Raw genomic sequence first — 20,623 nt, forward strand, 5'->3', positions numbered from 1 at the left:
GCGTCGCCCTCCGGGCGCTCTCCGCAGCCACCAAGGAAGCGCGCAGTCACGCGCATGCACTCCAGCACAGTGGGGAACACATCGCCCTCCAGGGCACGCCAGAATGAACTAGACCAATAGGTATAGTCCATTGGACCCCAGATTGACATTCGGCACAAGCCCCCAATGCCGGAAACCCACGAACGGGTTTGGAGGTAGTCCTCGCAGGGCTAAGGAAAGGTGACGTTGCCCAGGGTGACAGTGCGGCGCCCGTCCACATCCCAGAGCTTCAGCGTGAAGGATCCTTGAGGAGACTCGGATGCTGCCTCAGCCTCTACCACTACGCGCTGGGTATCCGCTCCCGGTGCGATGGGGCCCGACTGCCATACTTGAAGCACCTTCAGCTCCTCGTTGGCCTTGCCCCTGAGCATCGCCCCCACTGCTGTCCATGGTTGAGCATCCCCCCCATATTTGAGGGTGACCTCAACAGCTACCCTGCGAGCTGTGCGGTATGCGTAGACAACGCTTTTGCCTGCCGCTCCTCCTGGAGCGAGGGTTACCCCTTTGGACACGTCGCGGAATTCAATCCCGCGGCCGTTCAGGACTGATGTCGCGATGAGTCCCGTCACTCCATCGGGCGCACTTCGCTCCTCGCGCAGACGCTCATTCTCCTCTTTGCACAGCTCAGCCGCGAGGCGAGCCTGGCGGACTTCTTCCTGGTATGTCTCGACGCTCCTCTTGCGCCGATAGACTTCGACATGCGCTTCCGACCGTGCCGGGTGCGCGACCAGGACAAACGTTGCACTTGCCGGGGCCGCCCCATCCTGGAAACGCACCGTCAACTTGAGCCGCTCTCCCGCGGAGATCTTCTCGGACGGGACCAGGCGCAAGGTGGTGAGACCAGCGTCCACCACCGCGAAGCGCTCGCGTGCCTCAACCGTCAGCCCGTCTCGACCCACCTCCGAGTCGAAGATGAACACCGTCGAGAGCCCCGGGCTCACCGCCACTTCAACTGCTGGCTGAGCATCATCAGAGACCAGCTCGATTCGGCGAATACTCAGCCCCACGGAGGAGGATGAAGGCGACTGAGCCAGAGCCGGCCCCCCGCCTGAGAGCAGGAGGAAAAGAAGACCGGCCGACACTGAATGATGCACGCGACGTTTCTCCTGGACCAAGCCAGCGGAGACACCGCTGGCGACTCACGGGCGGCTGCCAAACAGCGACTTGTCATTCAAACTCGCTCACGGCCTTGACCCAAACGCCAGAGTACACGCGCGCCTTACCGGTATCCCCTCCGCCGCCCTCTATCTCCAGTCCGCGGTTGCGAGAGGTATCCAGCACCTCCAGGCACACGGGGAAGCTCTCTCCGCGAAATCGCGCTCGAGTCAGCCGGACATAGACGCGGTCGGCAATAATGAGCCGGCCAGACAAGGTGGCCTTGTCCGAGCCCAGGATGAGCTGCGCAGTGCCTTCCCTCACCGTTATGTACTTATCGTCCCCCCGGATGAAGCTCGCCCCCGCATCGTCCCCAATCTCCATGCCGAGCTTCTTCATGCCCTTGGTGGCGCCTGCCGGGCACGACTCAGGATCCGGAGCAGGTCGCACCTGAGGGCCCGAGCAGGCCAGCGCGCCGCACAAGGCTGTCGTCGCCAGGGCGGTGCGGACGCTCCTCGCGGCCTTCTTCGCAGGCGCTGGCGGGGAGGAAGCGGTGTCATTCTGGGGGGTCGTCACGGTTGCAGTCACCTCGGGAAGCGTCGCAGGGGGCGCGACGGCCGCAGGTGTTGCCTCCGGCCCGATGGGAGCTGCGGCCGGGGCAGCTTGAGGTTTCTTGGCATATGCCGCTACTTCTTGGCTGGGGACGGCCTGCGGCTGCGGTGAGGCCGTCCGCAGTGAGAAGTACGCCCCAGACGTGAGGGCCATAGCCAGCAGCCCCGCCCCCAGCACACGCCCCAACCTCAGTCGCGAGAGGAACGAGCGCCGCCCCACCTCGACGAAGGGGGCCACAGGCAGCGCAAGCGGCGCGGCGTCCGCCTCCATTGCGGCTTCCGCCCCCATCCCTGCCTCATGCGCCAAGCCTGGCAGCTCCGCCTCCAGGGGCCGCGTAGCAGCAGCTACCGGAGCGGCTTGGGACGGCAATGCCGCGGGCGGGCCCGCTCCCGGCAGCTCTGGCCCAGGCGCCTTGCCACGACGCATCTGGCGCAGGGGCCTCTTCGCCCACCGCTCCAACTTGTTCACCTTGCCCTCGTTCTCGGTGGTGGCCGAGTTCGGGCCATAGGCGTCAAACAGGGGCGTGTCCCACGCCTCCCCTTCCGCCCCGGACAGGAGCTCCTCCAGGGCCGCACAGACAGTGCTCGCGTCGGGACGCGCAGCAGGGTCCTTCTCCAGCAGCCGCATGCACAACATGCCCAGCCGCTCCGGAACGAAGCGGTTGACGTGGTGAGGGGGCACAGGCGTCCTGCCAATGACAGCCTGGACGTACTCCGCTTCCGACCCCGCGTCGAAGGGCAGCCTCGCCGTGAGGAGGCGGTAGAGGACAGTGCCCAGGGCCCACATGTCATCCGAGGGGGCGGACACGTAGCGGGCGCCCGTCTTCTGGCCGAGGTACTTCTTCTGCAGGAAGAGCCAGGCCTCGGGGGGCCGGTACTCCATCGTCCCCGGCGGCAGCATGGACTGGGTGACGCCGGAGGGGGCTCCCGCGTAGTCCCCAATGCCGTAATCCACCAGCACCGCCAGGCCGTCCGCGTCGCGCACCATGACGTTGGCGTCCTTCACGTCCCGGTGCACCACTCCCGCCTCATGCGAGGCCTCCAGCGCCCTCGCCATGTCGAGCGTCACCTTCGCAATTCGCCGGGCACAGGGGTTCTCATCCTTCACCCACGCGCTCAGCTTCCGGCCCTCCACGTACTCCATGGCGATGAGGGCGAAGTCGCGCTCCTCGGCATGCCAGTAGGTGAAGCCGCGAATGCCCACCACGTTCGGGTGCGTCAAGCGCAAGAGGATGGAGATTTCCTTCTCCACCCGCCCCTCCACGCGTTGCCGCTCCACGAGCTTCAGCGCACAGGGCTGCCCGCCGTTCGTCGCGAGGTACACGGTGCCGAAGCCACCTCGGTCCAGTTGCCTCACCACCGTGTAGCCCATCACCGAGTCCCCCGGGGACAGGACGGCCGGGGGGCCGTTGTCCCTCATGGCGACTTCCTCCTGGAGACTCTGTAGGACAGCAGGACTGCGGCCACGCGCATGCGACTCCCTCCCCGGCGCCGGCCCACGCTACCAGAAGCCCGGGGAAATCGCGCGAAGTCTTACCCTACCTCCAGCCACCAGCCGCAGAGGGTTTCAAGCCTATCCCAAGGTGAATCCAACTAGACTACCAGGTACAGTTGATTGGGAATGTACATCCACCCAGACGCCCGTGGCTTCGCTCTTCCGAAGGAGCCCTCCCGTCCCTTGCCCAGCATCGTCGGCGGCCCCCTGCGCGCAGCCCGCCTTCGCGCTGGCCTGAAGCAGACAGAGGTTGCCCAACTCATCGACATCTCCCCTATCGTCTACAGCCGAATCGAGCGCGGCCGAATGCTTCCCAGCGTCCAGACGCTGTACCGTCTGTGCTCCGCGCTCCGCACCACCCCCAACGAGTTACTGGACTACCCCGCCTCACTGCCACCGGACGTCGTCTCTGCCGCCAAGGAGGCCCTGCTCCGCCGTGTGCGCCAGTTGGATGCGCACCAGGCGCTCGCCCTCATCCAACTCCTGCCGGACGTGCGCTGATGGAATCGTACTCCCTTGACAACTCGCAACTCAGATATACTCCCCTGTACCTATGAACGAACAGCTTGCAGCGCACCTGGGTGCCATTGCCCGTCTCGCTCGGGAGCAGATGAGTCTGACGCAGGTCCAAGTCGCGGAGCGCGTGGGGATGGCCTCTGCCGTCTACAGCCGGATTGAGCGCGGGCACATGATTCCCAGCGTCGAGACGCTGAAGAAGTTGTGCATCGAGTTGATGGTCTCCCCGGAGGACATGATGGGCCTCACCGAGGCCTCCGACAGAGGGGCACGGACTCGGCCGGAGGATGACGTCACCTTGCGCCGCCTTCTCTTCCTCGCGCGGAAGCTCGATGCGGCGAAGCTGGACGCCCTCGTCCGCATCACCACGGAGCTGGCCCGCTGAAGCTGCGCCCCGTGGGCGCCCGCCCTTGCAGCGCCAAGGCTGCTTGCGGCCGGCGCTCCGGCGTCTCCGAGCAGAGAGCAGGCCTGGCGGGCAGAGCCCCATACCTCGGGGCTCTGCACCGGAGCACGCGCGCCCCCAACCGAGCGGACTTCGGCGATGACGGAGTGCCTCCCCGTCCGAAGGAGGAGGCACCCCGCTACGCCGCGCCGCGCTCCCGCAACTCCGCATCCACTTCAGCGAGTAACTTCTCCAGGCGCGTCTTCTGCAACTGAAGGCGGGAAACGTCGTCCAGCCCCGCCTCTGGGTCGCTGCGGCGCTCCTTCGGTGGGTCGGCTTCCAAATCCTCACGCACCTCCACGATGAGGACATCGCCCGCGCGGATGTTCGCGTCACACCACGTCAGGTGCTCGCGGTACTCTCTACCTTCAGAGCCGCCCACGTGGAGTGTGAATTCAGGGATGGCGCTGGTCTCGTCGTCAGGGCGGCGCACCCACGACAGGATGGTGTGGAGGACTCCGAAGTCCGGCAGCCCCGCGGTGGTGAGGTGCTCGCCATTGCGAAGGACGCGAAAGCAGAGCATCGGCGGCCTACTCCTTCTTCGGGAGACCCAACTCGTGCTTCTCCAGCCCATCCGGGTAGATGCCGGCCTCGCCGAACTCCACCTGGTCACGCAGCACCCCGCCCTCGGACACGACACGGGCGGCCTCCTTGGCGGCTTCCGCTCGCCCATAGGGCTCGCGAAGCTGGGCGTGGGCGACACCACGCAGCGCATCCCTCATGTCCGCCGCCGTCGCGAAGCGCTCCTCGGGGTTGCGGCGCAGCGCGGTGTGCAACACCGCCTTGATGTCCTGGCTGAGGTGGCCCACCGCCTTCTCGACGACGTCCGGGTTGAACGCCTCCATGAGGGCCTGCATCTGCTGCAGCGGCAACGAGGGCTGCGACTCCGCGACAAACCGGCTCTCTTTGGCCACCACTGGGACGTCGCGCACCTCGAAGAGGTGTTTGCTCGTCAAGGCTTCCACGAGCAACACCCCCAGGCTGAAGACGTCGGAGCGCGGCGTCAGCCCTTCCTTGCGCAGGTACTCCGGAGAGGCGTAGGCCACGTCCCCTCGCAGCAGATTCTCGGGCGACTCCTCCCGCCCCACCAGCAGCGAGAATGCCGAGCCGAAGTCCAGCACCTTCACCTCTCCATGGAGGCCCAAGGCGATGTGCCGGGGACTCACGTCACGGTGGACGATGCCCAGGGGCACGCCCTTCTCTGACGTCAGCGTGTGCGCGTAGTGCAGCGCGTCCGCCACCTCCGCCCCCACATACAAGCCAAAGCCCTCCGAGAGGGGCTGCCCTCGAACCAACGCCGCACACACCAGCGTCTCCAGCGAGGGCCCACCCACGTACTCCATGATGGCGTAGGGGGCGCCCTCCTCCTCATCCACCTGCATATGGAAGACGTGCGCAATGTTGGGGTGGTTGAGGCGAAAGGCCAGCTGCACCTCTTCAATCATCCGCTTGCGCATCATGTACGTGGATGGGCTGGCAATTCGGCGAACCAGGGAGAGGCCAGCCAAGACTCCATCCGCCACTCGCCGCTCCACCTTCAGGAGCTTCTCGCCATTCGACCGCACCTCGACCTCCCGCACCGCCTCGTAACGCACGCCCTCCACTTCGAAGAGGAAGCGCGGCGAGCTGGGGCTAGGCGGGGTGGAGAGTCTGGACGGAAACTCCTCCGTCGACACTTCATCTTCCGAACGCTTCGTCATGACTGTGAATCCTCCTGAAAGAGGGGGGCGCGGCCCCACGGACACCGAGACTCGCCGGCGCGGCGACTCTCCCGGGGCTTGCAAGGTCTAGTTGACTCGACCGTCGAATTAACATGACCTTTGGTAATCTGTGAAGCCCTCTACCACTCGTAGCGGACAGGCCACCCCAAGTGTGCCTATTCCTATCCAGGGTGAAAGAGACCCAGCCCCGGCCTCACGCGCTGGGCTGGGCAGCCCCGCTAAGGAAACATGCATCGTGAGTGAAGCCGTTGACTGGGGTCCGCTTCGCACACTGGAACGCCGCGTCTTCGCCAAAGGAGAGCGCCTGACCCTCACGACTGAGGTGAAGGCCCTGCTGAAGCGCACGGCCCCCGAGGTGGGCATCGGCGACGACGAAGCCCAGAGTACGCTCACCACGGAGGAGGCCGCGCTGGGCCTCTTGCGTGAGGAGTCTCGGCGCATCCGCGAGGGCTCCGACAGACTCATGGACGCGCTACACCGAATGTACCAGTACAAACGGGCAGGGGACTTCGACAGCGCCGGCCAGGAGGTGCGGAACGTGCTCGCCGTGGAAGTCGTGCCCCACCACCGCGCCATCGCCCAGGGGCAACTCGAGTGTCTGCTGGAGATGAATGGCTTCTGCGCCGGCCCGGAGTGCGGCTCATGAGCTACCCGTCAGCGTCCCTCACCTCCCACTCTGCCCCCGCCCGCTACGCCCAATAGGGCTCATGCTCCTCCCGCCCGCTACGCCCAATAGGGCTCCTGTCCTTCCTATGCTCTTCCAAGTCGAAGGCGGTGTGAGTCCCCGACGGTACGCCGAGCTCGGCGACATCTCCTCGTTCGCGGAGGTCACGCGAGGCTGGCGGGAGGATTCCGCCCTCGACCTCGTGCTAGGCGAGTGGACGGGGTGGCCTTCTCGATGAAGGTGCGCGGCAGGGCCTGGTTCGGTACTTCGAGCCAATTCCTCCCGAGGAGCCCGAGGGCCAGGATTGACGCGTCACGGCCGTGACGCTGACGCGTCAGCGAGGGCGCCTGACCGACGGCGGTGTCGATGCCTCCTCGCGGGGGCCACCCCTCTCCCGTGTTCGAGAGGGTGGCATACGAAGTGCAAAGGTTCCGGCCGTCCAACGACTCCACCGAGGATGGCCATCATGAGCGACACTTCAGACGGGCTGCGGTCGCAGCTCTGAGTCAAGGGGCACTCCAACACCCTGACCTTCCGTGGGATGATTGTTGTCCGGAAGATAGGTATTACATACTGTGCAGTGCCACGACTTCCCTCAGCCTCCTGGCTTTTTGATCAGATGGGTTGCGGAGAAAAAAGTCTCAGCGGGAGCCGCAGCAGATCAATATGGCACCGTGACCCGGTGAAGCCGGATTACAGTGCACACCGTTGTTGAGCGTGTAGCGGTGTCTCCATCGCAGAGTGAATTTGCGGAAAAGCCGGTGTAGTTGTCACCTGATAACGGGGGTTTCGATTGGCAGATGCCAGCCAGACTATCCAGGCATTTTAATTTGACAAAACAAAGCCCGTGCTAACAGTGAAGACTTCATAAAGGAATACTCTTTTTCCATCGACGCTTTGCCGGTTTTGACCGGCGTATATCAGGAGGCAAAATGAAATCACCCTTCAAGAAGAACGTCCTCAAAGTGGCGGTCATTGCTTTGACCACCATGGGCGCGAGCGCAACAGCCGTTGCTGAAGTGAGTGTGCCACCGTTTTATGCAGCCGTGATGCGCATGAAAGCGCAGGGCAAGCTCGGCCAGGTCATCAGCAAGGAGGAAATCTCTACGCCGATCAAAGGCGCTCGGGCATGGCGAATTGCCTATATTTCCTCGGACCTCAATGAGCTTAAAACGATTTCTACCGGCCTTCTGATCGCACCCACCGGTAAAGTGCCGAAGGAAGGTCGGCCGGTGGTTTCCTGGGCTCATGGCACGACGGGTACGGCGCAGAATTGCGGCCCGTCGCAAGTGAGCAATCCGGCGGTCCCGTTGAACCAGTATTTCGTCGTGGGGGGTAACTCATCGACGGATTATGGCATTCCTGCGGTTGAGGAGTTCATTAATGCGGGCTACGTCGTTGTTGCAACGGATTATCAGGGCCTGGGTGGCGGTGGTAAGCACCAATATGCTGTTTCAGCAACCAACGCCCGGGACGCCATCAACGCTATTCGTGCTGCTGGTTACATGAAGGAAGTTGGCGCTGGAAAGAAAGCCATTATATACGGCTGGTCGCAAGGGGGCGGAACGACCATTGCTGCGGCCAACTCTGGCGATTACATCAATAAAACAGGTACGGCTTTCGACGGCATTGAGTTGGTCGGATTTGTCGCTATGGCACCCCAGGATATGGCGGCACTGGCTCCTGAAGGCGAGACAACGGAGGCACAAAGCGAAGTCCTACTGAAGAACCTGGAGAGAACCTTCTCCGACAATGTGTTCAATTTCACGCACATGGCAGAGAACCTCTGGGCTACACAGGCGGCGTTTCCTGAAAAGCTTCAGCTCACAGATATCTTTACGTATGACGGTGCCCGGGTTGTCGATGACATCATGTCGAATAAATGTGTGCATGCGGCTTCAGATACGTTGAACTACACGTACGAAGATAAGTTTGGCTCTCTGATGAAAGCCAGGCCGACTAATGCCAAGGCATGGGTAGATGCCATAAAGGCGGGTAGCGTTCCGAATACCAGGCCGGTTGCCCCCGTTATCATTTACTGGGGCACGAAGGACACGGTCGTCCCCCCGGTCATGGGCGAACTCTACCGGGAGCAGATGTGCAAAAAGGGTGGTAACGTCGCGCGTGTGCAACTGGTGGGCAAGCAGGACCACTTCAGTACACCTGCCGCTTCACAGCCGCTGTATGTACCCTGGATTGCCAGTCGGTTTGCAGGTAAACCTGCTGCTAATGGCTGTGCCGCTGACGCATCCCGCTGACGCATCCCCTCATTTTGGGGATGCAAGTCCTTGATTGTGCTGGACTCCCGAGGGCAGGGGCCAGCACTTGAGGCCCTGCCTGGAGCGAGAAGGCCGCCGGCGCCCATGGCATGGGCTCTAAGTCGCTGAAATTACCTTGGTTTCCGGCTCAGGAATGAGGGGATGCGTCAGGGCCGGAGGGGCAGGCGCCCTTGAGCTGATTGCCGCAGGAGCGCCCTCCGGAGAGGCCGCTTCGCGGCGCAGACTCAGACGGGCGTCACCTTGTCGAAGGGGCGCACCACCTCTTTGCCATCGGAGACGCGTGTCACCACCACCGTCTTCGCCTTCGCGTCGACAGCCTTCACCTTCGCCGAGAAAGTGCCCCGCCCCTGCTTGTAGCGTACCTCCTGTCCCACCTCGTACGAGGTGGACATCTCGGAGCTCGGACTGGACCTGAGGGCTGCGTCCGTCGCGGTGCGCCCTGCTGCGCGCGGGCGCCCGCGGCTCTTCTTGGGCGCGGGCCCAGCCCGCGTCGGCTTCGCCTCGGCCTGCGGCCTCATCCACTTCCGCACAGGCACCGTGGGCGTGCGCTTCGGCGCGGGCGCAGGTGTGCGCTTCGGCGCGGACGCCGCCGGAGCCGGGCCAAGCTCAATACCCAGGAACCGAGCAATCCTCTCCAGCAGCTCCAACTGCCGGCCCATCACCTTCCCCACCTCCTCCGCCACCGCAGCCTGAATGGTGCTCTTCATGTCGTTCTGCATGTGCTCTCGCTCGCTTTCCTCGCGGGCTGGCTGGCCCGCGCAGTGTCCAACACGACAACAGTCAACGCTTCGCACTCACGCTACAACTAGGAATCCGAGTATTCCGACTACCTTCTCAGAATGACGCCTTCATCTCACTCCAGCGCTCGCGCTGCACCTCCCACGTCCCCGCTTGTGCAACCGCCCGAAGGTTTCGCTCGCTGAGGGGTTCCTTCCCGTCGACGGATTCGGGAAACAGCACCTCCTCCTGGATGTCAGGAGCCAGCAGTTGCAAGTCCAACAGGTGCGTCACGCGCGCCCAGGTGAAGCCCAGTTGGCGTGCGACGTCCGCTGCGCTCGCCACCAGCCCCCGCTCAATGGCGGCTTCCACATGGTTCGCCAGGGCCAGCATCCGCGCGACGTGCGCTGGCCGGCGCGACACCTCCCGCGGCGGGGGTGTCGCCCCCTCTCGGAAGCGCACCTCCGCCCGACGACGCACGCGGTGGAAGTGCGCACTAACGAGACTTGCCTCCGCTGCCTGGGACTCGGGGCTCGCGCTCACGCGGCCACCTCCTCGCGCCCGGGAGCCGCGACCTCACCGGCATGGGCAAGGTGCACGTCGACGCGGCCCGTCGCATCGTTCATCACCACCTGGCTGACGAGGGCCCGCAGCAGATAATTGATAGAGATGGTCGAGTAATTCAGGTACTTGGCTCAGATGCACGGCTAGATAGCGCTATCGCCCAGCTTCGCGCCTCAGAGTGGGGCGCGTCGCTATGGGGGGATCTTGAGAGGTCCCACGTCGTCTATCTGGTGTATCCAGACAAGCTCGGAATGAAGCGCGGCGAACCGCTACAGGGGCTATGTGGTGGCCCTGGATATGAGCAATGTTTCTCCGGAGCTTGTGCCATTCACATCCGTGTTGACTGGGACAATCAGGACTGGGCGACGCGAATTGCGGAGAGGCGTGGCGAGAAGCCGGATAGTGACCTATTCTTGATAGCAGATGAATTAGCCCACGGACTTGACTGGGTAACTGGCAAAGTCGAATATGGAGGTTTGGCCTTTGCTGACCATGTCGCAACACTGGTTGAGAGCTATCGGTAACACTCCTCGCCAACGTGCCGCAGTTCTCGCACTCACCTGCATATACGGATGCACGGCGCCCTCTGAGAGAGCCCCTGCCCCCATCGACATTCAGAACGAGGAGGACAGCATCGAATGCCAGAGGGCTCGCACCATCTTCAAAACCGATGCCGAGCGACATAACAACTGCGTAGAAGACGACGACTGCTACATAGAAGACCTCCGCGTGGTCCCCCAAGGATGTTGCTTTTCAACGTCATGGACTTGGCGCCAACGCAGGGAAACCCGTGCTCTTCTCAATACGACCTACATCCAATGCGGCGGTGTGGCGGACTATTACTGCCCCAGGTCATGTACTGCCGCATGCATCGAAGGGAGATGCGTTGGCAGGATTAAACCTCCAGTCGAAGCACCACCCGCCCCGTAGAGACTGCTCGCAGATCGTTTGTTCATGAGATGCGCCCACGAAAATTGACCATGTAATTTCTGGGCGCGCCTCCCGAAACAGCCACTTCCACCCAGTTCGGAAACCACATCTGGCGATTCACACGCCAGATGTGTTTTTTCTCCACCACAGGGCTCTATTGAGCACCTCTTTCACCGGCTGAAAAGTCCGGTTGCCCGCTACACCCACCCAAACCTGGTCGCCGCGTCACGCGCGTGGCAAGGCCAGCCCGCCAGTGCGTCAAGACGAGTGAGCGAGGCACACACTCACCCTCTTTCGCCCGGTCAAACCCAGTATTCTTCGGCCCCATCCGTAGGACTGTGCATGCAATGACGCGTTCGCCGACGCACGCTTCTCGCCGGCCTCGAATATCCCGTCGTCACAGCCAGGTCCTTCTTCCACAGCAGGCTGGAGAGGTGCTCGTTATACGTTGAAGTCAATCTGCAGGATGGGTGTGTCCGCTTCGATGTCGCGCCGGAACCGCCCCCACCGGTCGAGCGTGCTCTCGTCGAGTACGGCCGGATCGCGATACTGGTGGAACAGCGCGTAATTCATCGAGCGCTGGAGAGCGAGCAGGTCCGGCACGGCCGCGAGCCACTCGCGCTCCATCCGTCGGAGCTCCCGATACCCTTCGAGGAACGGCCCCAGGAACGAAGCGGCCGCTTCGTCGCGCGCCTCTCGAGCCTCGCCTCGCGCGATGTAGAAGAGGAGTACCGCGATGTCCTTGACGAACCACGAGTACTCGCAGTTGTCGAAGTCGAACGCGGTGATCTTCCCTTCGGCGAAGCAGAAATTGTGCATGTGGAGATCGGCGTGGATCAGCCCGTAGCTCTCCGGTGTTCGCGGTAGCCGGTTCAATCGCGCGATGATCGCCGCGGTGCGCTCGCGAACGAGCTTCTCCTCGGGGGGCGCGAACCGGTCGATGTCGACCACGTCGTACTCATGCCATTCCTGGCGCTTGAGCCTGGGGCTCGAAGGCGCGTAGGTCTCGGCGCGGTTGTGGAGCCGCGCGAACAGCCGGCCCAGCTCGCGGAACAGGGGGGGCTTCCAGTAGCGCTCCTTGAGCGGAGGCGCGTCGTCGAAGACGATGCCCGGCGCGCGCTCGAACGCGGTGGCGACGAAGTAGCTGCCGGGCTCGCGGTCTTCGATCCGCTCCACGAACTGCCCCGCCTCGGAGAGGAGCGGCGAGGCGATTGGAATGCGCGCGGCGGCCAGATAGCGAACGAACTCGACCTCACCCAGCGTGTAGTCGATCGTTCGCCGCGTACTGTGCGAGATGCGCAAGATAAGGCCTTCGCCGTCGTCGTTCTCCGCCTCGTAGACGAAGTTCTCGAAGGCCGTGAGCTCGGTGAGCTGCTCGGGCGACAGGCCATACCGGCGCGCAGCCTCATCGCGAATCGGCTCATGGAAGCGGCGGACAAGCTCTGGATGCATCGAACCCTCTAGTCCTTCAACGTGAGGCTGCTCTCACCGTAGCCCAGTACGGTCGAGGCAGAGTCGCTGGTGACCGAGACGCCCAGGCCGCGCGCGAGGGTCTCCGCCAACGGGGGGCCATTGCGCGGCCGCGTGAACACAGCCAGGTCTGTGCCGGTCAGGGGGTGATCCGGGCGCCGGAGCCGCTGGTTCAGCATCGCTTGCTCGCGCTCGACGACGCGCAGGCACCGGCGCTCGAGGGCGAACGCGCTGGCAGCGACGCCAGCGAGCTCACCGCAGAGAGGCTCCGCCACGACCTTGTCTCCCGGCAGCCCATGCGCGAAGAGCTCGGCCAGTCGCCGCTGGCTCGTGGCCTGCTCGGCGGGATCCAGCTTCGCCAGCTCGTCCAGCGAGGTGCCCTGTGGCGTGCCGGGGAACGCCTCGCCAATGCGCGCGAACAACCAGCGGCTGAGCTTGATCTCGCGCTGGTATGTCTCGGCGAGTGGGAAATCGTCCCGGAGCAACGGGTAATGCGCGACATCGATGGGCGCCTCCACGCACTCTTGCAGCGCGGTGCGCGGGAGGTGTCCGGCGAACGCCGCCCGGAGCCGTTCGTGGAGCAGCCCCTGGGTCGCACCGAGGAAGCGGACCACCGATTCGACGCGCTGCCCGAGCAGGCCGTAATCGAGCGCGGCGTCGAGATCGCCGAGGCGCGCTGCGATGTCGGGCTGGGCCTCGATGGGTGCCGGGGCCGCGCCGGTCAACACCTGCAAATATTCGTTGATCAGCGCCGGCGGCCCGGCGCACACGCCGTGCGGACCATGGAAGACCGCGTGACGCTCGGCATAGTCCACGATCGATTGCGCGGTGACGGGCTGCTCGGGGGCGTCGCGCACCAGGTCGTTGGTGACCAGGCGAACTCCGTCGATCAGCCGGAACATGGCCGCGAGCCCGCTGTCGAGCTCTCCGTTCGGCACCGGATGGGTGCCCCGCACCAGCACGTACCCGACCGACGCGAGCGTGCAGACGACCATCATGTGGAGCTCGCCCGCGGTGAGCACACCCGGGGTCCGGGGCGGCATGCGCGCGAGGAAGGCCTTGCGGAACTGCTCGGTCAGCGAGAGCAGGTCCGGCCACTGACGCGCCATGCCCTTCATCGCGGTCACGTTCATCGGGCGTTCGCTCTGGTACCGGCTCCCCGCGTAGTGGCACTGCTTGCGCACGGTGGGGAGGTCGAGGAACAAGGTGCGCGGTGCGACGTTGTTCTCGCCCACTTGCCGGCCGTCACCGTCGAGCGCCGGATGCGCCACGCGGTAGACCGGCACGACCACCTCGAGGTTCGAGAGCTCGAACGCCCGTCCGAACGCCTGTTCGGTCAGCACGGGGCAACGATTGTCGCGGGCGCTGAACGTGAGCGGCTCACGCCCGGCTGGCACCTCCCCCAACCGCTCAGGAAAGGACACCGCGGTGCGGCCCGTGGGCGCATCCGAGACCCGCCTCAACACCCGCTGTTCGATCAATGCTTCGAGCAGGTCCCGGATCTTGTCCCAGGAATGGGGCGCGCCGTCCGACCACGCCATGGCGTCGGAGGCTTGAAATTGCTCGACCTGGAGCAGCTTCTCGCCCAGGGGCGCGATGTCCGGCTCGTCGAAGATGAGCTCCACCTCGCCATAGAAGAGGTGCAGGACCTGCTGGCCATTTCCCGCGTCGAGCCGGTCGTGCGTGAGCCGCCTTCGATTGGGAATGTAGAGCATCTCATCCGCTTGCAGCTGTGCCATGGCTTCTCACTCCCGCTTCAGTGTGACGTCGCGCGACCAGGTGCCGCCGAGCGAGCGATAGACCTCGACGCGATGGTTGAGCAGCAGCCGTTGCGCTTGCAGACTTGCGCGCTCGAGCCCGACCAGATTCGTCAGGGCGGTGAGCACCGTCAGATAGTCCGAATGCCCCTGCTCGAAGAGCCGCCTCGCCTCGTCCAGGAGCTGCTGCCCGAGCTGGACCTGCGCACGCAGGCTGCGCAGGCTCGTCGCCTCGTTCTCCTCCCGAACCACGGCATCCTGCACCCGTCCGATCGCGGTGTGCAGCGCGAGCTGGTATTGGATTTCGCGACGCTGGAGCTGGATCGGCAGTCGCCTGTACTCGGTGACTCGCCTTCCATCGAACAGGGCCCAGGTCAGGTTCACCCCGACGACGGACTCGGCCAGGGCCGGCTCCGAGAGGCCGACCTTCAAAGCGCCCACGTTGCCCACCAGTTGAATCGTTGGAAGCCAGCTCGCCAGGTTCGCGTTGATGCGGTGCTCGACCTCGGCGACGCGAAGCTCCGCGAGCCGCATCTCGGGCGTGTTCACGTTCAGGTCGCCCGGCGTTCCGAGTTTCGGTGGGGGCGGGAGATCGGGAAGCTGTCGATCGAGTGGAATGACGTCGTCGGCGGGGGTGGGTACCCGGCCCAGCAGCGCCTTCAGCTCCGAATTCAAGAGCGCGTTCCGGGTGGCGATCAGCGGCACCTGCGATTCGAGGTTCACCAGCAACTGCTCCTGCTGCAGCACCACGAGCCGGGGCGTGAGGTGCTGCTCGAACCGCGCTCGAATCAGCCGGAGCAGTTCCTTGTTGTAGTCGATCTGCCGCAGCGTGAGGTCCCGGAGCGCGCGGGCCTCGAGGATGTCGAACCAGACCTGGGTGATCCGCACCGCGAGGTCCTGGATGCGGCCCTCGGTGAGCTGCCGCTGCTGCTCGGCGAAGTTCAATCCCGCGCGCCGCTGCGCACCGAGGGCTCCAAACAGGTCGACCTGGTAGGTCACGCCGAAACCAACGGTGGCGACGTTGTACTCGGCCCGGGTTGGCGGCGCAGGCGGAAGGTTGGCGTTGGCAACGACATGACTCAGCCCCGCCGGGTTCAGGATGCCGACCTGGAGCGGGTACCACCAACCTTGCGGCACGTTGGGGTCGAGCTGGTTCTCGTAGATCAGCTCCCGCACTTCGCGCAGGACCAGGTTGTCGCCGAAGCACTCCTGGATGGCCGTGTCGAGAGCCGGATCGGCGAACGCCGTCCACCAGACTGCGTCCTGGGTGATGCGCTCGGCTGGCTGCGCGGGCACCCCCTCCTTCGACGGCTGCGGGCTTGGAAGCCCGCCCTCGGGTGCGCTGGACGGTGGGGTCGGCTCGGTGCGCAGTTCGCTGGCGGTCGAGTAGCTGCTCGGCGTCGGAGGCGGTTTGACGACGACGGGACGGATCAGCTCGCAACCGGAGCAGGTCATCGCGAGGAGGGCGAGCGTCAATCGAAGTCTCATGGGTGGCTGACGACCACGAGGGCTTTCGCGTGGTTGAGGACGCAGCGCTGCGCGACCCGCATGGTCTCGGGATCGAGGGAGGCGAAGCTCTCGTCGAGGATGACCAGCTCGACCCCCTGCAGCAGCGTGCGCGCGATGTAGAGCCGGCTCTTCTCGCCGTGAGAGAGTTGCCAGCCGGTCTCGCCGATCATCTCCTCGAGGCCGGCGGGCATCTTGGCGACCAGCTCGTCCAGCCCGAGTTCCTTGCACAGCGCGGCGGCCTTGGTCCGCAGTTCGGGCGAGGTCGGCCACTCGCGCCCGAGCAGGAGATTGTACGCGAAGCTGCCGGACAGGACGTGGTTCTCGTGGAATTGCGGCGCGGCGGTGATGCGCTTGCGCCAGCCCGAGGAGCCGAACGTCGCGCGGTCCAACGCGTGCAGCAGCATCACACCCCCCTGCGGCGTCCTCAGGCCCGTCAACAGCGACACCAGCGTCGACTTGCCACCGCCCGATGGGCCCTCCAGCAGGATGCGGTCGCCCTGCGCGATCTGGAACGAGCAGTTCTCGAGCACCGGCCGGGTGCGCGCGTCGTGCCGGAAGGTCACGCCCCGCGCCTCGATGAGGGTTCCGTCGGCGGCGTCGGTGGGCTTGCCTCCCTCCATTTCGAGAGGGACTTTCGATTCGAGCTCGGGGCGGCCCACCGCGAGCAACAAGTCGCGGATCTGCTCGAACGACACCGCCGCCTGGGAGACCTGCTGGAAGTAGACGGCGACCTCGTCGAAGGCTCGCAGCGCGAGCAAGATTCCGCCCACGGACACCGCCAGCGCGCTGGCATTGGCCGTACCGCTGCTGAACGCCGGCAGCAAGGTCAGCAGGGCGAGCACCAACCAGCCGTCGCGCAGGAGCGCGGTCAGCTGCATGGTCCGGCGATCCATGACCTTCGAAATTTCGGAGTAGGAGCTCAAGCGGACGTCTTCGCCATCATGCCAGCGCTCGAGTGGAAGCTGCGCCAGCCGCGTTCGATGGCCGAGCATGCGCTCAAGCAGGTCGTGGGTGATCTCGACGCGCGCGCTCGACCACGCCCGCTGGACGCCGTAGTGGCGGCGCGCGAGGACGAACGCGACCACGACCCACAGGACCAGCACCATCGTTTGGGGCCACCCTCCCGCACCGAGCACGAGGATGACACCCGCCAGGATCAAGTCGACGAGCGACAACACCGCGAGCAGGGCGCCGCCGACCGCAAGCTGCTCGACGACCTCGGCCTCGGCGACGCGGCCGAAATGGCGGCCGATGCCGTCGAGCCGCACCTCGTCGGGGGTCAGCTTGAGGGTTCCCGCAAGGAGCTGCTGCTTCAGCAGCGTTCCGAGCCGGATCGAGAACACGCCCTGCCACCACACCTCGAGCATGCGTAGCGGAATCGCGCACGCGATCACGGCGATCCACCCCAGGAACCAGCCGGTCTCGAGGTGGGCCTGGAGCGCGGCGCGACCGAGCAACCAGAACGAGCCAGCCAGCACCAGCGAGAGGAGCGTGTGGCTCACGAGGATGCCGGCGACGAGCGAAGGGATGTCGCCGAGCAGCGTCCGCCGGCTCGCGGTGCGCCTGGGGCGCATGATCCAGCCGGTGCGCAGCTGCGCCTGGCCGAGCCGCTGCAGCAGCATCTGTGAGCGGGCGTGCTCGCGCGCACGGGGCGACATCTCCACGCCGCCGAGCAGCTGGTCCACCTCGGCGACGGTGGCTTCCTGCTCTTCGCGCAGGAGCGCGATCGCGCTCTTCGTCGGGACTGAAACCGCCGTGGCGTCGCGCGCGAGCAGGCGCAGCTTCCCACGCCGCGTACCCAGCAGCACCAGGTAGGACGGGACGCCGTCTCGCCGGACCTGGAGGATGCAGGGCGCGGCGCGTGCAAGGACGTCGGGCAGCTCGTGGTAGAGCGGCGTGATCGGCTCGAGCTCCACGCCGAGTCGATCTCCGAGCGCGAACATCCAGACCCGGCTCGGCTCCACGGCCGCTGCGGGCGGAGCGATTTCGCCCGCGGCCCTGCCATAACCTTGCCTCTGCGCCAGCTGCTCCAGCGCGTCGGGCAGTCGCTCGACCGGCCACAACAGGTCGGAGTGCGAGCGCGTCATCCCACCAGCTCCAAACCGCCTGCGGCGGGCTCCGCGACCGGCGTCTCCACCGGCTTCGGTGCCGGCCTCTCCACCAGTTGGCCGTCCGAAAGCCACCAATGGCGCCAGCGCCCACCGCCCCAGAGCAGCGTGCGATTCTCCTGGTCGGCGCGAAGGAGCACGGCGTACCGAGACTCTTTGTTCGCGAGCAGCTCCTTCGGCGGCCCGTTCTCGAGGATCCGACCGTTCTCGATCACGAGCACGCGATCGAACTCCTGGGTGTGCTCGACGTCGTGGGTGACACAGAGGAGCGTGATGTCTGCCCAGAGCCGCCGGGACTCGGCGAGGAGCCGCGCGCGCCGGTCGCGATCGAGACCGCGAAAGGGCTCGTCGAGGATGGCCAGGCGCACGCCGGAGCGAAGCATCGCGCGCGCCAGGCGCACGCGCTGACCTTGGCCGCCCGAGACCAGCCCTCCGCCTTCGCCCAACGACGTCTGCAGCCCGTCTGGAAGCGCCTCGAGGATGTCGAGCATCTCGGCGCCCTTGAGCGCCCCCGACAGTGACCAGCCGTGCGCGCCGTCGTTGCCATACCGGAGGTTGTCGATGAGGCTCTGGTTCCAGAGACTGATCGCCGGATCCACCCAGGCCGTGGTGCGCCGCAGCCGCTCGACAGCGGCCTGATCGAGCACCTGCCCATCGACCTTGATCTCGCCGCGCGCCGGCCGGAGCCAGCCGAGCAAAAGGCCGACCAGCGTCGACTTGCCTGCTCCGGAGACACCGACCACGGCCACGTGCTCGCCGGGGGCGATGTTCAAGGAAACCTTGTCGAGGATGGTGTGACCGCCGCCTTTCACGCGGACCTTCTCCATCACGATCGAAACGCCGCTCGCGGCGTCCGCGGGCACGACAGGCTCCTGCACTGGCGCCTCGGGCCGGGCCGGAGGCTCCTTGATGTCGCCGATGACGTCGAGGAGCCGGCGAACCCGGTTCATCGCATTCGGGAACGCGCGGCTCAGCATCATCAGCCGCTGGCCGAGGATGGGGAACCGCAGCGCCCAATAGACGACCAACAACACCAGCGAAGCCCGATCCGTGCCCGCGAGGTACGAATAGACGAGCAGCATGACGAGGCCGTAGCTCCCCAGCATCAGCCCGCCTTCGAACCCGACCGACAGCGTCTGGAGCCAATAGCGCGCCTTGCTCCAGCTGACGAGCAAGGTCTCCTGCGCGCGGCGCAGCGACCGCTCGGCGCCGTGGATCCGGATCGGCGTGAGCCCGACGAGCGCGTTCAGGGTGAATCCGCTGAGCGCGCCTGCGTGCATCTGCACGCGCAGGTCAGGCTCGAAGAGCAGCTTCTGCGCGACCAGGGGCACGAGCAGCGTGACCGCCGCGAGCGCGAGCACGATGTGCCATGCGTGCGGTGCGGCCCAGATGAGCGCGGCGGTGATGCTCGCGACTTCGAGCGACAGGACCAGGGCCTGCGCGAGCAGGGGCGGCAGTGACCGCATCGCCTGGATGTTGTGCGTGCGAGACGCCATGTCGGAGGCGAGCCGGCTCTGGAAATAGCGGTCCTCCATCTCGGGGAGCTTCTCGAAATACGCCTTCCGCAGCCGCACCTCGAGCCGGCGGCCGATGCCGAGCAATCCCAATGAAATGGGGATTTGGATGAGCATGAAGCAGAGCGCGACGCCCGCGAGAACGGCCATGCCCGTCGCACGCTGCGCGAACGTGCCGAGGTCGCGCCCCAGGTCGAGCACGCCACGGAGCATCAGCGCTTGCAGGATCCGCCCGAAGGTGGCGAACACCAGTCCCACCGCAATCAGGCCCGGAACGACCCACGAATCTTCGCCTCGCAGGCGGAGCAGCGTTCGCGCCGGGCTCACCTGCTTGGCGACGAGTTCGGTCGCCAGGTCGCTCGCGAGCACGGCTCTCGGCGCGTCTTCGCCTTCGCGCGGAGCCTCGCGCCAACCGCGAACCCGCATCAGCACCGCGCCGGTCATCGACACCTCGCCCTCCACCTCGGGGTTGGGGCGAACGGACCAATAGGCAGCGGGAATGGGCACATCGCCGGAATCGTCCTTCGCCATCATGGATTGCAGCAGACCCGCCGCCGTCCGGCCTCGCCGGACGGCGCCCGCGCGGATCATCGCTTCGGACGCCCGGCACGCGGCGTCGAGCCTGGCGATCGACAGATACCCGGGGTCCTCGAGCGCCCGGGCAACCAGCGCCCGCGCCTGCGTCGCACCCAGGTTCAGCAGGCGGCGCTCGAACGTCGCGACCGCCTCCTCGGACCCGGCCCATTCGCGCCAGCCCTCCGCCGGAACGGACGTGGTGTGCTGGTACAGGTGGCTCAGCACCGTCGAAATCCGGGTCCAGTGACGGCCCGCCGCCGGGTCCATGACCTGGATGAACGGGCCGACGCGATTCCACAGCACCACGAAGTGCGGCCGTCCACCCGCGCTGAGCGTGACGATGATGGCGGGAAGCGCCTTGGCTTCGGGGACCACCACGTGATCGAGCGGAAGCATCACCTGCTCGGCGTCGAGCCCGAGCTGGTTCGCGACTTCATCCAAGGTGACGATCGAGGTGCCATCGACGTCCGTCTGACACACTTCGCGAAGGACGCGATAGTTGAGCTCGGCGCCCATCCCCGCGAACAGGCTCTTGAGTGAAGCGGGGCCGCAATCCGTCGCCGAGATCTGGATCACCTCGGGAATGATTGAGCGCCGGCGCCTGGGAGGAGTCATG

The 20,623-nt window shown here is 65.5% G+C and carries 16 protein-coding genes; 5 read left to right on the top strand and 11 right to left on the bottom strand.

All coding sequences use genetic code 11. From position 1 onward, the window contains the following. Positions 1-209 precede the first annotated feature (209 nt). Together FL344_RS01870 and FL344_RS01875 are read right to left on the bottom strand one after the other, a co-directional pair. Positions 210-1,133 (bottom strand): DUF2381 family protein, encoded by a 924-nt coding sequence (locus FL344_RS01870; protein ID WP_141588619.1) that lies wholly within the window; start codon positions 1,131-1,133, stop codon positions 210-212. Between the two features lie 73 nt (positions 1,134-1,206). After that, positions 1,207-3,165, bottom strand: a complete 1,959-nt coding sequence (locus tag FL344_RS01875; protein WP_141617278.1) for a serine/threonine-protein kinase — start codon at positions 3,163-3,165, stop codon at positions 1,207-1,209. A 201-nt stretch (positions 3,166-3,366) separates the two neighbouring features. Between FL344_RS01875 and FL344_RS01880 the strand changes: the two genes are divergently transcribed. Both FL344_RS01880 and FL344_RS01885 read left to right on the top strand, forming a co-directional pair. Beyond that, entirely contained in the window at positions 3,367-3,741 is a 375-nt protein-coding gene (locus FL344_RS01880) for a helix-turn-helix domain-containing protein (protein WP_141617279.1), read from the top strand. A gap of 52 nt (positions 3,742-3,793) precedes the next feature. Further along, positions 3,794-4,141, top strand: coding sequence for a helix-turn-helix domain-containing protein (locus FL344_RS01885; RefSeq protein ID WP_090491882.1), 348 nt, complete (start codon positions 3,794-3,796; stop codon positions 4,139-4,141). A gap of 196 nt (positions 4,142-4,337) precedes the next feature. On the opposite strand, the gene FL344_RS01890 is transcribed toward FL344_RS01885, so the two are convergent. Next, positions 4,338-4,721, bottom strand: a complete 384-nt coding sequence (locus FL344_RS01890; RefSeq protein WP_141255347.1) for a hypothetical protein — start codon at positions 4,719-4,721, stop codon at positions 4,338-4,340. 7 nt (positions 4,722-4,728) lie between these two features. Beyond that, positions 4,729-5,898, bottom strand: coding sequence for a serine/threonine-protein kinase (locus FL344_RS01895; protein ID WP_141617280.1), 1,170 nt, complete (start codon positions 5,896-5,898; stop codon positions 4,729-4,731). A 256-nt stretch (positions 5,899-6,154) separates the two neighbouring features. Between FL344_RS01895 and FL344_RS01900 the strand changes: the two genes are divergently transcribed. After that, the gene (locus FL344_RS01900) at positions 6,155-6,565 is read left to right on the top strand and encodes a DUSAM domain-containing protein (protein WP_141617281.1); all 411 of its coding nucleotides are present in this window, start codon (positions 6,155-6,157) and stop codon (positions 6,563-6,565) included. Positions 6,566-7,515: 950 nt separating this feature from the next. Further along, complete coding sequence (locus FL344_RS01905; RefSeq protein WP_141588625.1) at positions 7,516-8,841, top strand: alpha/beta fold hydrolase; 1,326 nt, start codon at positions 7,516-7,518, stop codon at positions 8,839-8,841. Between the two features lie 245 nt (positions 8,842-9,086). Here FL344_RS01905 and FL344_RS01910 read toward each other — a convergent pair whose 3' ends face one another. Continuing rightward, positions 9,087-9,581 carry a PspA gene (locus tag FL344_RS01910; protein ID WP_141588626.1) on the bottom strand — a complete coding sequence of 165 codons (495 nt, stop codon included), beginning with the start codon at positions 9,579-9,581 and terminating at the stop codon, positions 9,087-9,089. Between the two features lie 115 nt (positions 9,582-9,696). Further along, positions 9,697-10,122, bottom strand: a complete 426-nt coding sequence (locus FL344_RS01915) for a hypothetical protein (RefSeq protein ID WP_141588627.1) — start codon at positions 10,120-10,122, stop codon at positions 9,697-9,699. A 41-nt stretch (positions 10,123-10,163) separates the two neighbouring features. Between FL344_RS01915 and FL344_RS38370 the strand changes: the two genes are divergently transcribed. Beyond that, the gene (locus FL344_RS38370; RefSeq protein ID WP_194862953.1) at positions 10,164-10,667 is read left to right on the top strand and encodes a hypothetical protein; all 504 of its coding nucleotides are present in this window, start codon (positions 10,164-10,166) and stop codon (positions 10,665-10,667) included. A gap of 847 nt (positions 10,668-11,514) precedes the next feature. Here the strand turns inward: FL344_RS38370 and FL344_RS01920 are convergent. From FL344_RS01920 to FL344_RS01940, 5 genes are read right to left on the bottom strand one after another with little or no spacing between them, the layout of a single operon-like run. Beyond that, positions 11,515-12,525, bottom strand: coding sequence for a phosphotransferase enzyme family protein (locus FL344_RS01920; RefSeq protein ID WP_141617282.1), 1,011 nt, complete (start codon positions 12,523-12,525; stop codon positions 11,515-11,517). Between the two features lie 8 nt (positions 12,526-12,533). After that, positions 12,534-14,282, bottom strand: a complete 1,749-nt coding sequence (locus FL344_RS01925; RefSeq protein WP_141617283.1) for a hypothetical protein — start codon at positions 14,280-14,282, stop codon at positions 12,534-12,536. A gap of 6 nt (positions 14,283-14,288) precedes the next feature. After that, the gene (locus FL344_RS01930; RefSeq protein WP_141617284.1) at positions 14,289-15,788 is read right to left on the bottom strand and encodes a TolC family protein; all 1,500 of its coding nucleotides are present in this window, start codon (positions 15,786-15,788) and stop codon (positions 14,289-14,291) included. Beyond that, positions 15,785-17,896 carry an ABC transporter ATP-binding protein gene (locus FL344_RS01935; protein ID WP_141588631.1) on the bottom strand — a complete coding sequence of 704 codons (2,112 nt, stop codon included), beginning with the start codon at positions 17,894-17,896 and terminating at the stop codon, positions 15,785-15,787. The genes FL344_RS01930 and FL344_RS01935 overlap by 4 nt, the downstream gene beginning before the upstream one ends. Further along, positions 17,893-20,622 carry an ATP-binding cassette domain-containing protein gene (locus tag FL344_RS01940; RefSeq protein ID WP_141617285.1) on the bottom strand — a complete coding sequence of 910 codons (2,730 nt, stop codon included), beginning with the start codon at positions 20,620-20,622 and terminating at the stop codon, positions 17,893-17,895. The genes FL344_RS01935 and FL344_RS01940 overlap by 4 nt, the downstream gene beginning before the upstream one ends. Between the last annotated feature and the right edge of the window lies 1 nt (position 20,623).

Source organism: Myxococcus sp. AB036A (assembly GCF_006547355.1).
In the GTDB taxonomy this organism is placed as follows: Bacteria; Myxococcota; Myxococcia; order Myxococcales; family Myxococcaceae; genus Myxococcus; species Myxococcus virescens.

Excerpts from the sequence above, each read along its gene's own strand:
- FL344_RS01905 (WP_141588625.1), top strand. The coding sequence starts at position 7,516 with ATGAAATCACCCTTCAAGAAGAACGTCCTCAAAGTGGCGGTCATTGCT.
- FL344_RS01925 (WP_141617283.1), bottom strand. The coding sequence starts at position 14,282 with ATGGCACAGCTGCAAGCGGATGAGATGCTCTACATTCCCAATCGAAGG.
- FL344_RS01935 (WP_141588631.1), bottom strand. The coding sequence starts at position 17,896 with ATGACGCGCTCGCACTCCGACCTGTTGTGGCCGGTCGAGCGACTGCCC.
- FL344_RS01875 (WP_141617278.1), bottom strand. The coding sequence starts at position 3,165 with ATGAGGGACAACGGCCCCCCGGCCGTCCTGTCCCCGGGGGACTCGGTG.
- FL344_RS01940 (WP_141617285.1), bottom strand. The coding sequence starts at position 20,622 with ATGACTCCTCCCAGGCGCCGGCGCTCAATCATTCCCGAGGTGATCCAG.
- FL344_RS01910 (WP_141588626.1), bottom strand. The coding sequence starts at position 9,581 with ATGCAGAACGACATGAAGAGCACCATTCAGGCTGCGGTGGCGGAGGAG.
- FL344_RS01930 (WP_141617284.1), bottom strand. The coding sequence starts at position 15,788 with ATGAGACTTCGATTGACGCTCGCCCTCCTCGCGATGACCTGCTCCGGT.
- FL344_RS01920 (WP_141617282.1), bottom strand. The coding sequence starts at position 12,525 with ATGCATCCAGAGCTTGTCCGCCGCTTCCATGAGCCGATTCGCGATGAG.
- FL344_RS01885 (WP_090491882.1), top strand. The coding sequence starts at position 3,794 with ATGAACGAACAGCTTGCAGCGCACCTGGGTGCCATTGCCCGTCTCGCT.
- FL344_RS01880 (WP_141617279.1), top strand. The coding sequence starts at position 3,367 with ATGTACATCCACCCAGACGCCCGTGGCTTCGCTCTTCCGAAGGAGCCC.
- FL344_RS38370 (WP_194862953.1), top strand. The coding sequence starts at position 10,164 with ATGGGCAAGGTGCACGTCGACGCGGCCCGTCGCATCGTTCATCACCAC.
- FL344_RS01890 (WP_141255347.1), bottom strand. The coding sequence starts at position 4,721 with ATGCTCTGCTTTCGCGTCCTTCGCAATGGCGAGCACCTCACCACCGCG.
- FL344_RS01895 (WP_141617280.1), bottom strand. The coding sequence starts at position 5,898 with ATGACGAAGCGTTCGGAAGATGAAGTGTCGACGGAGGAGTTTCCGTCC.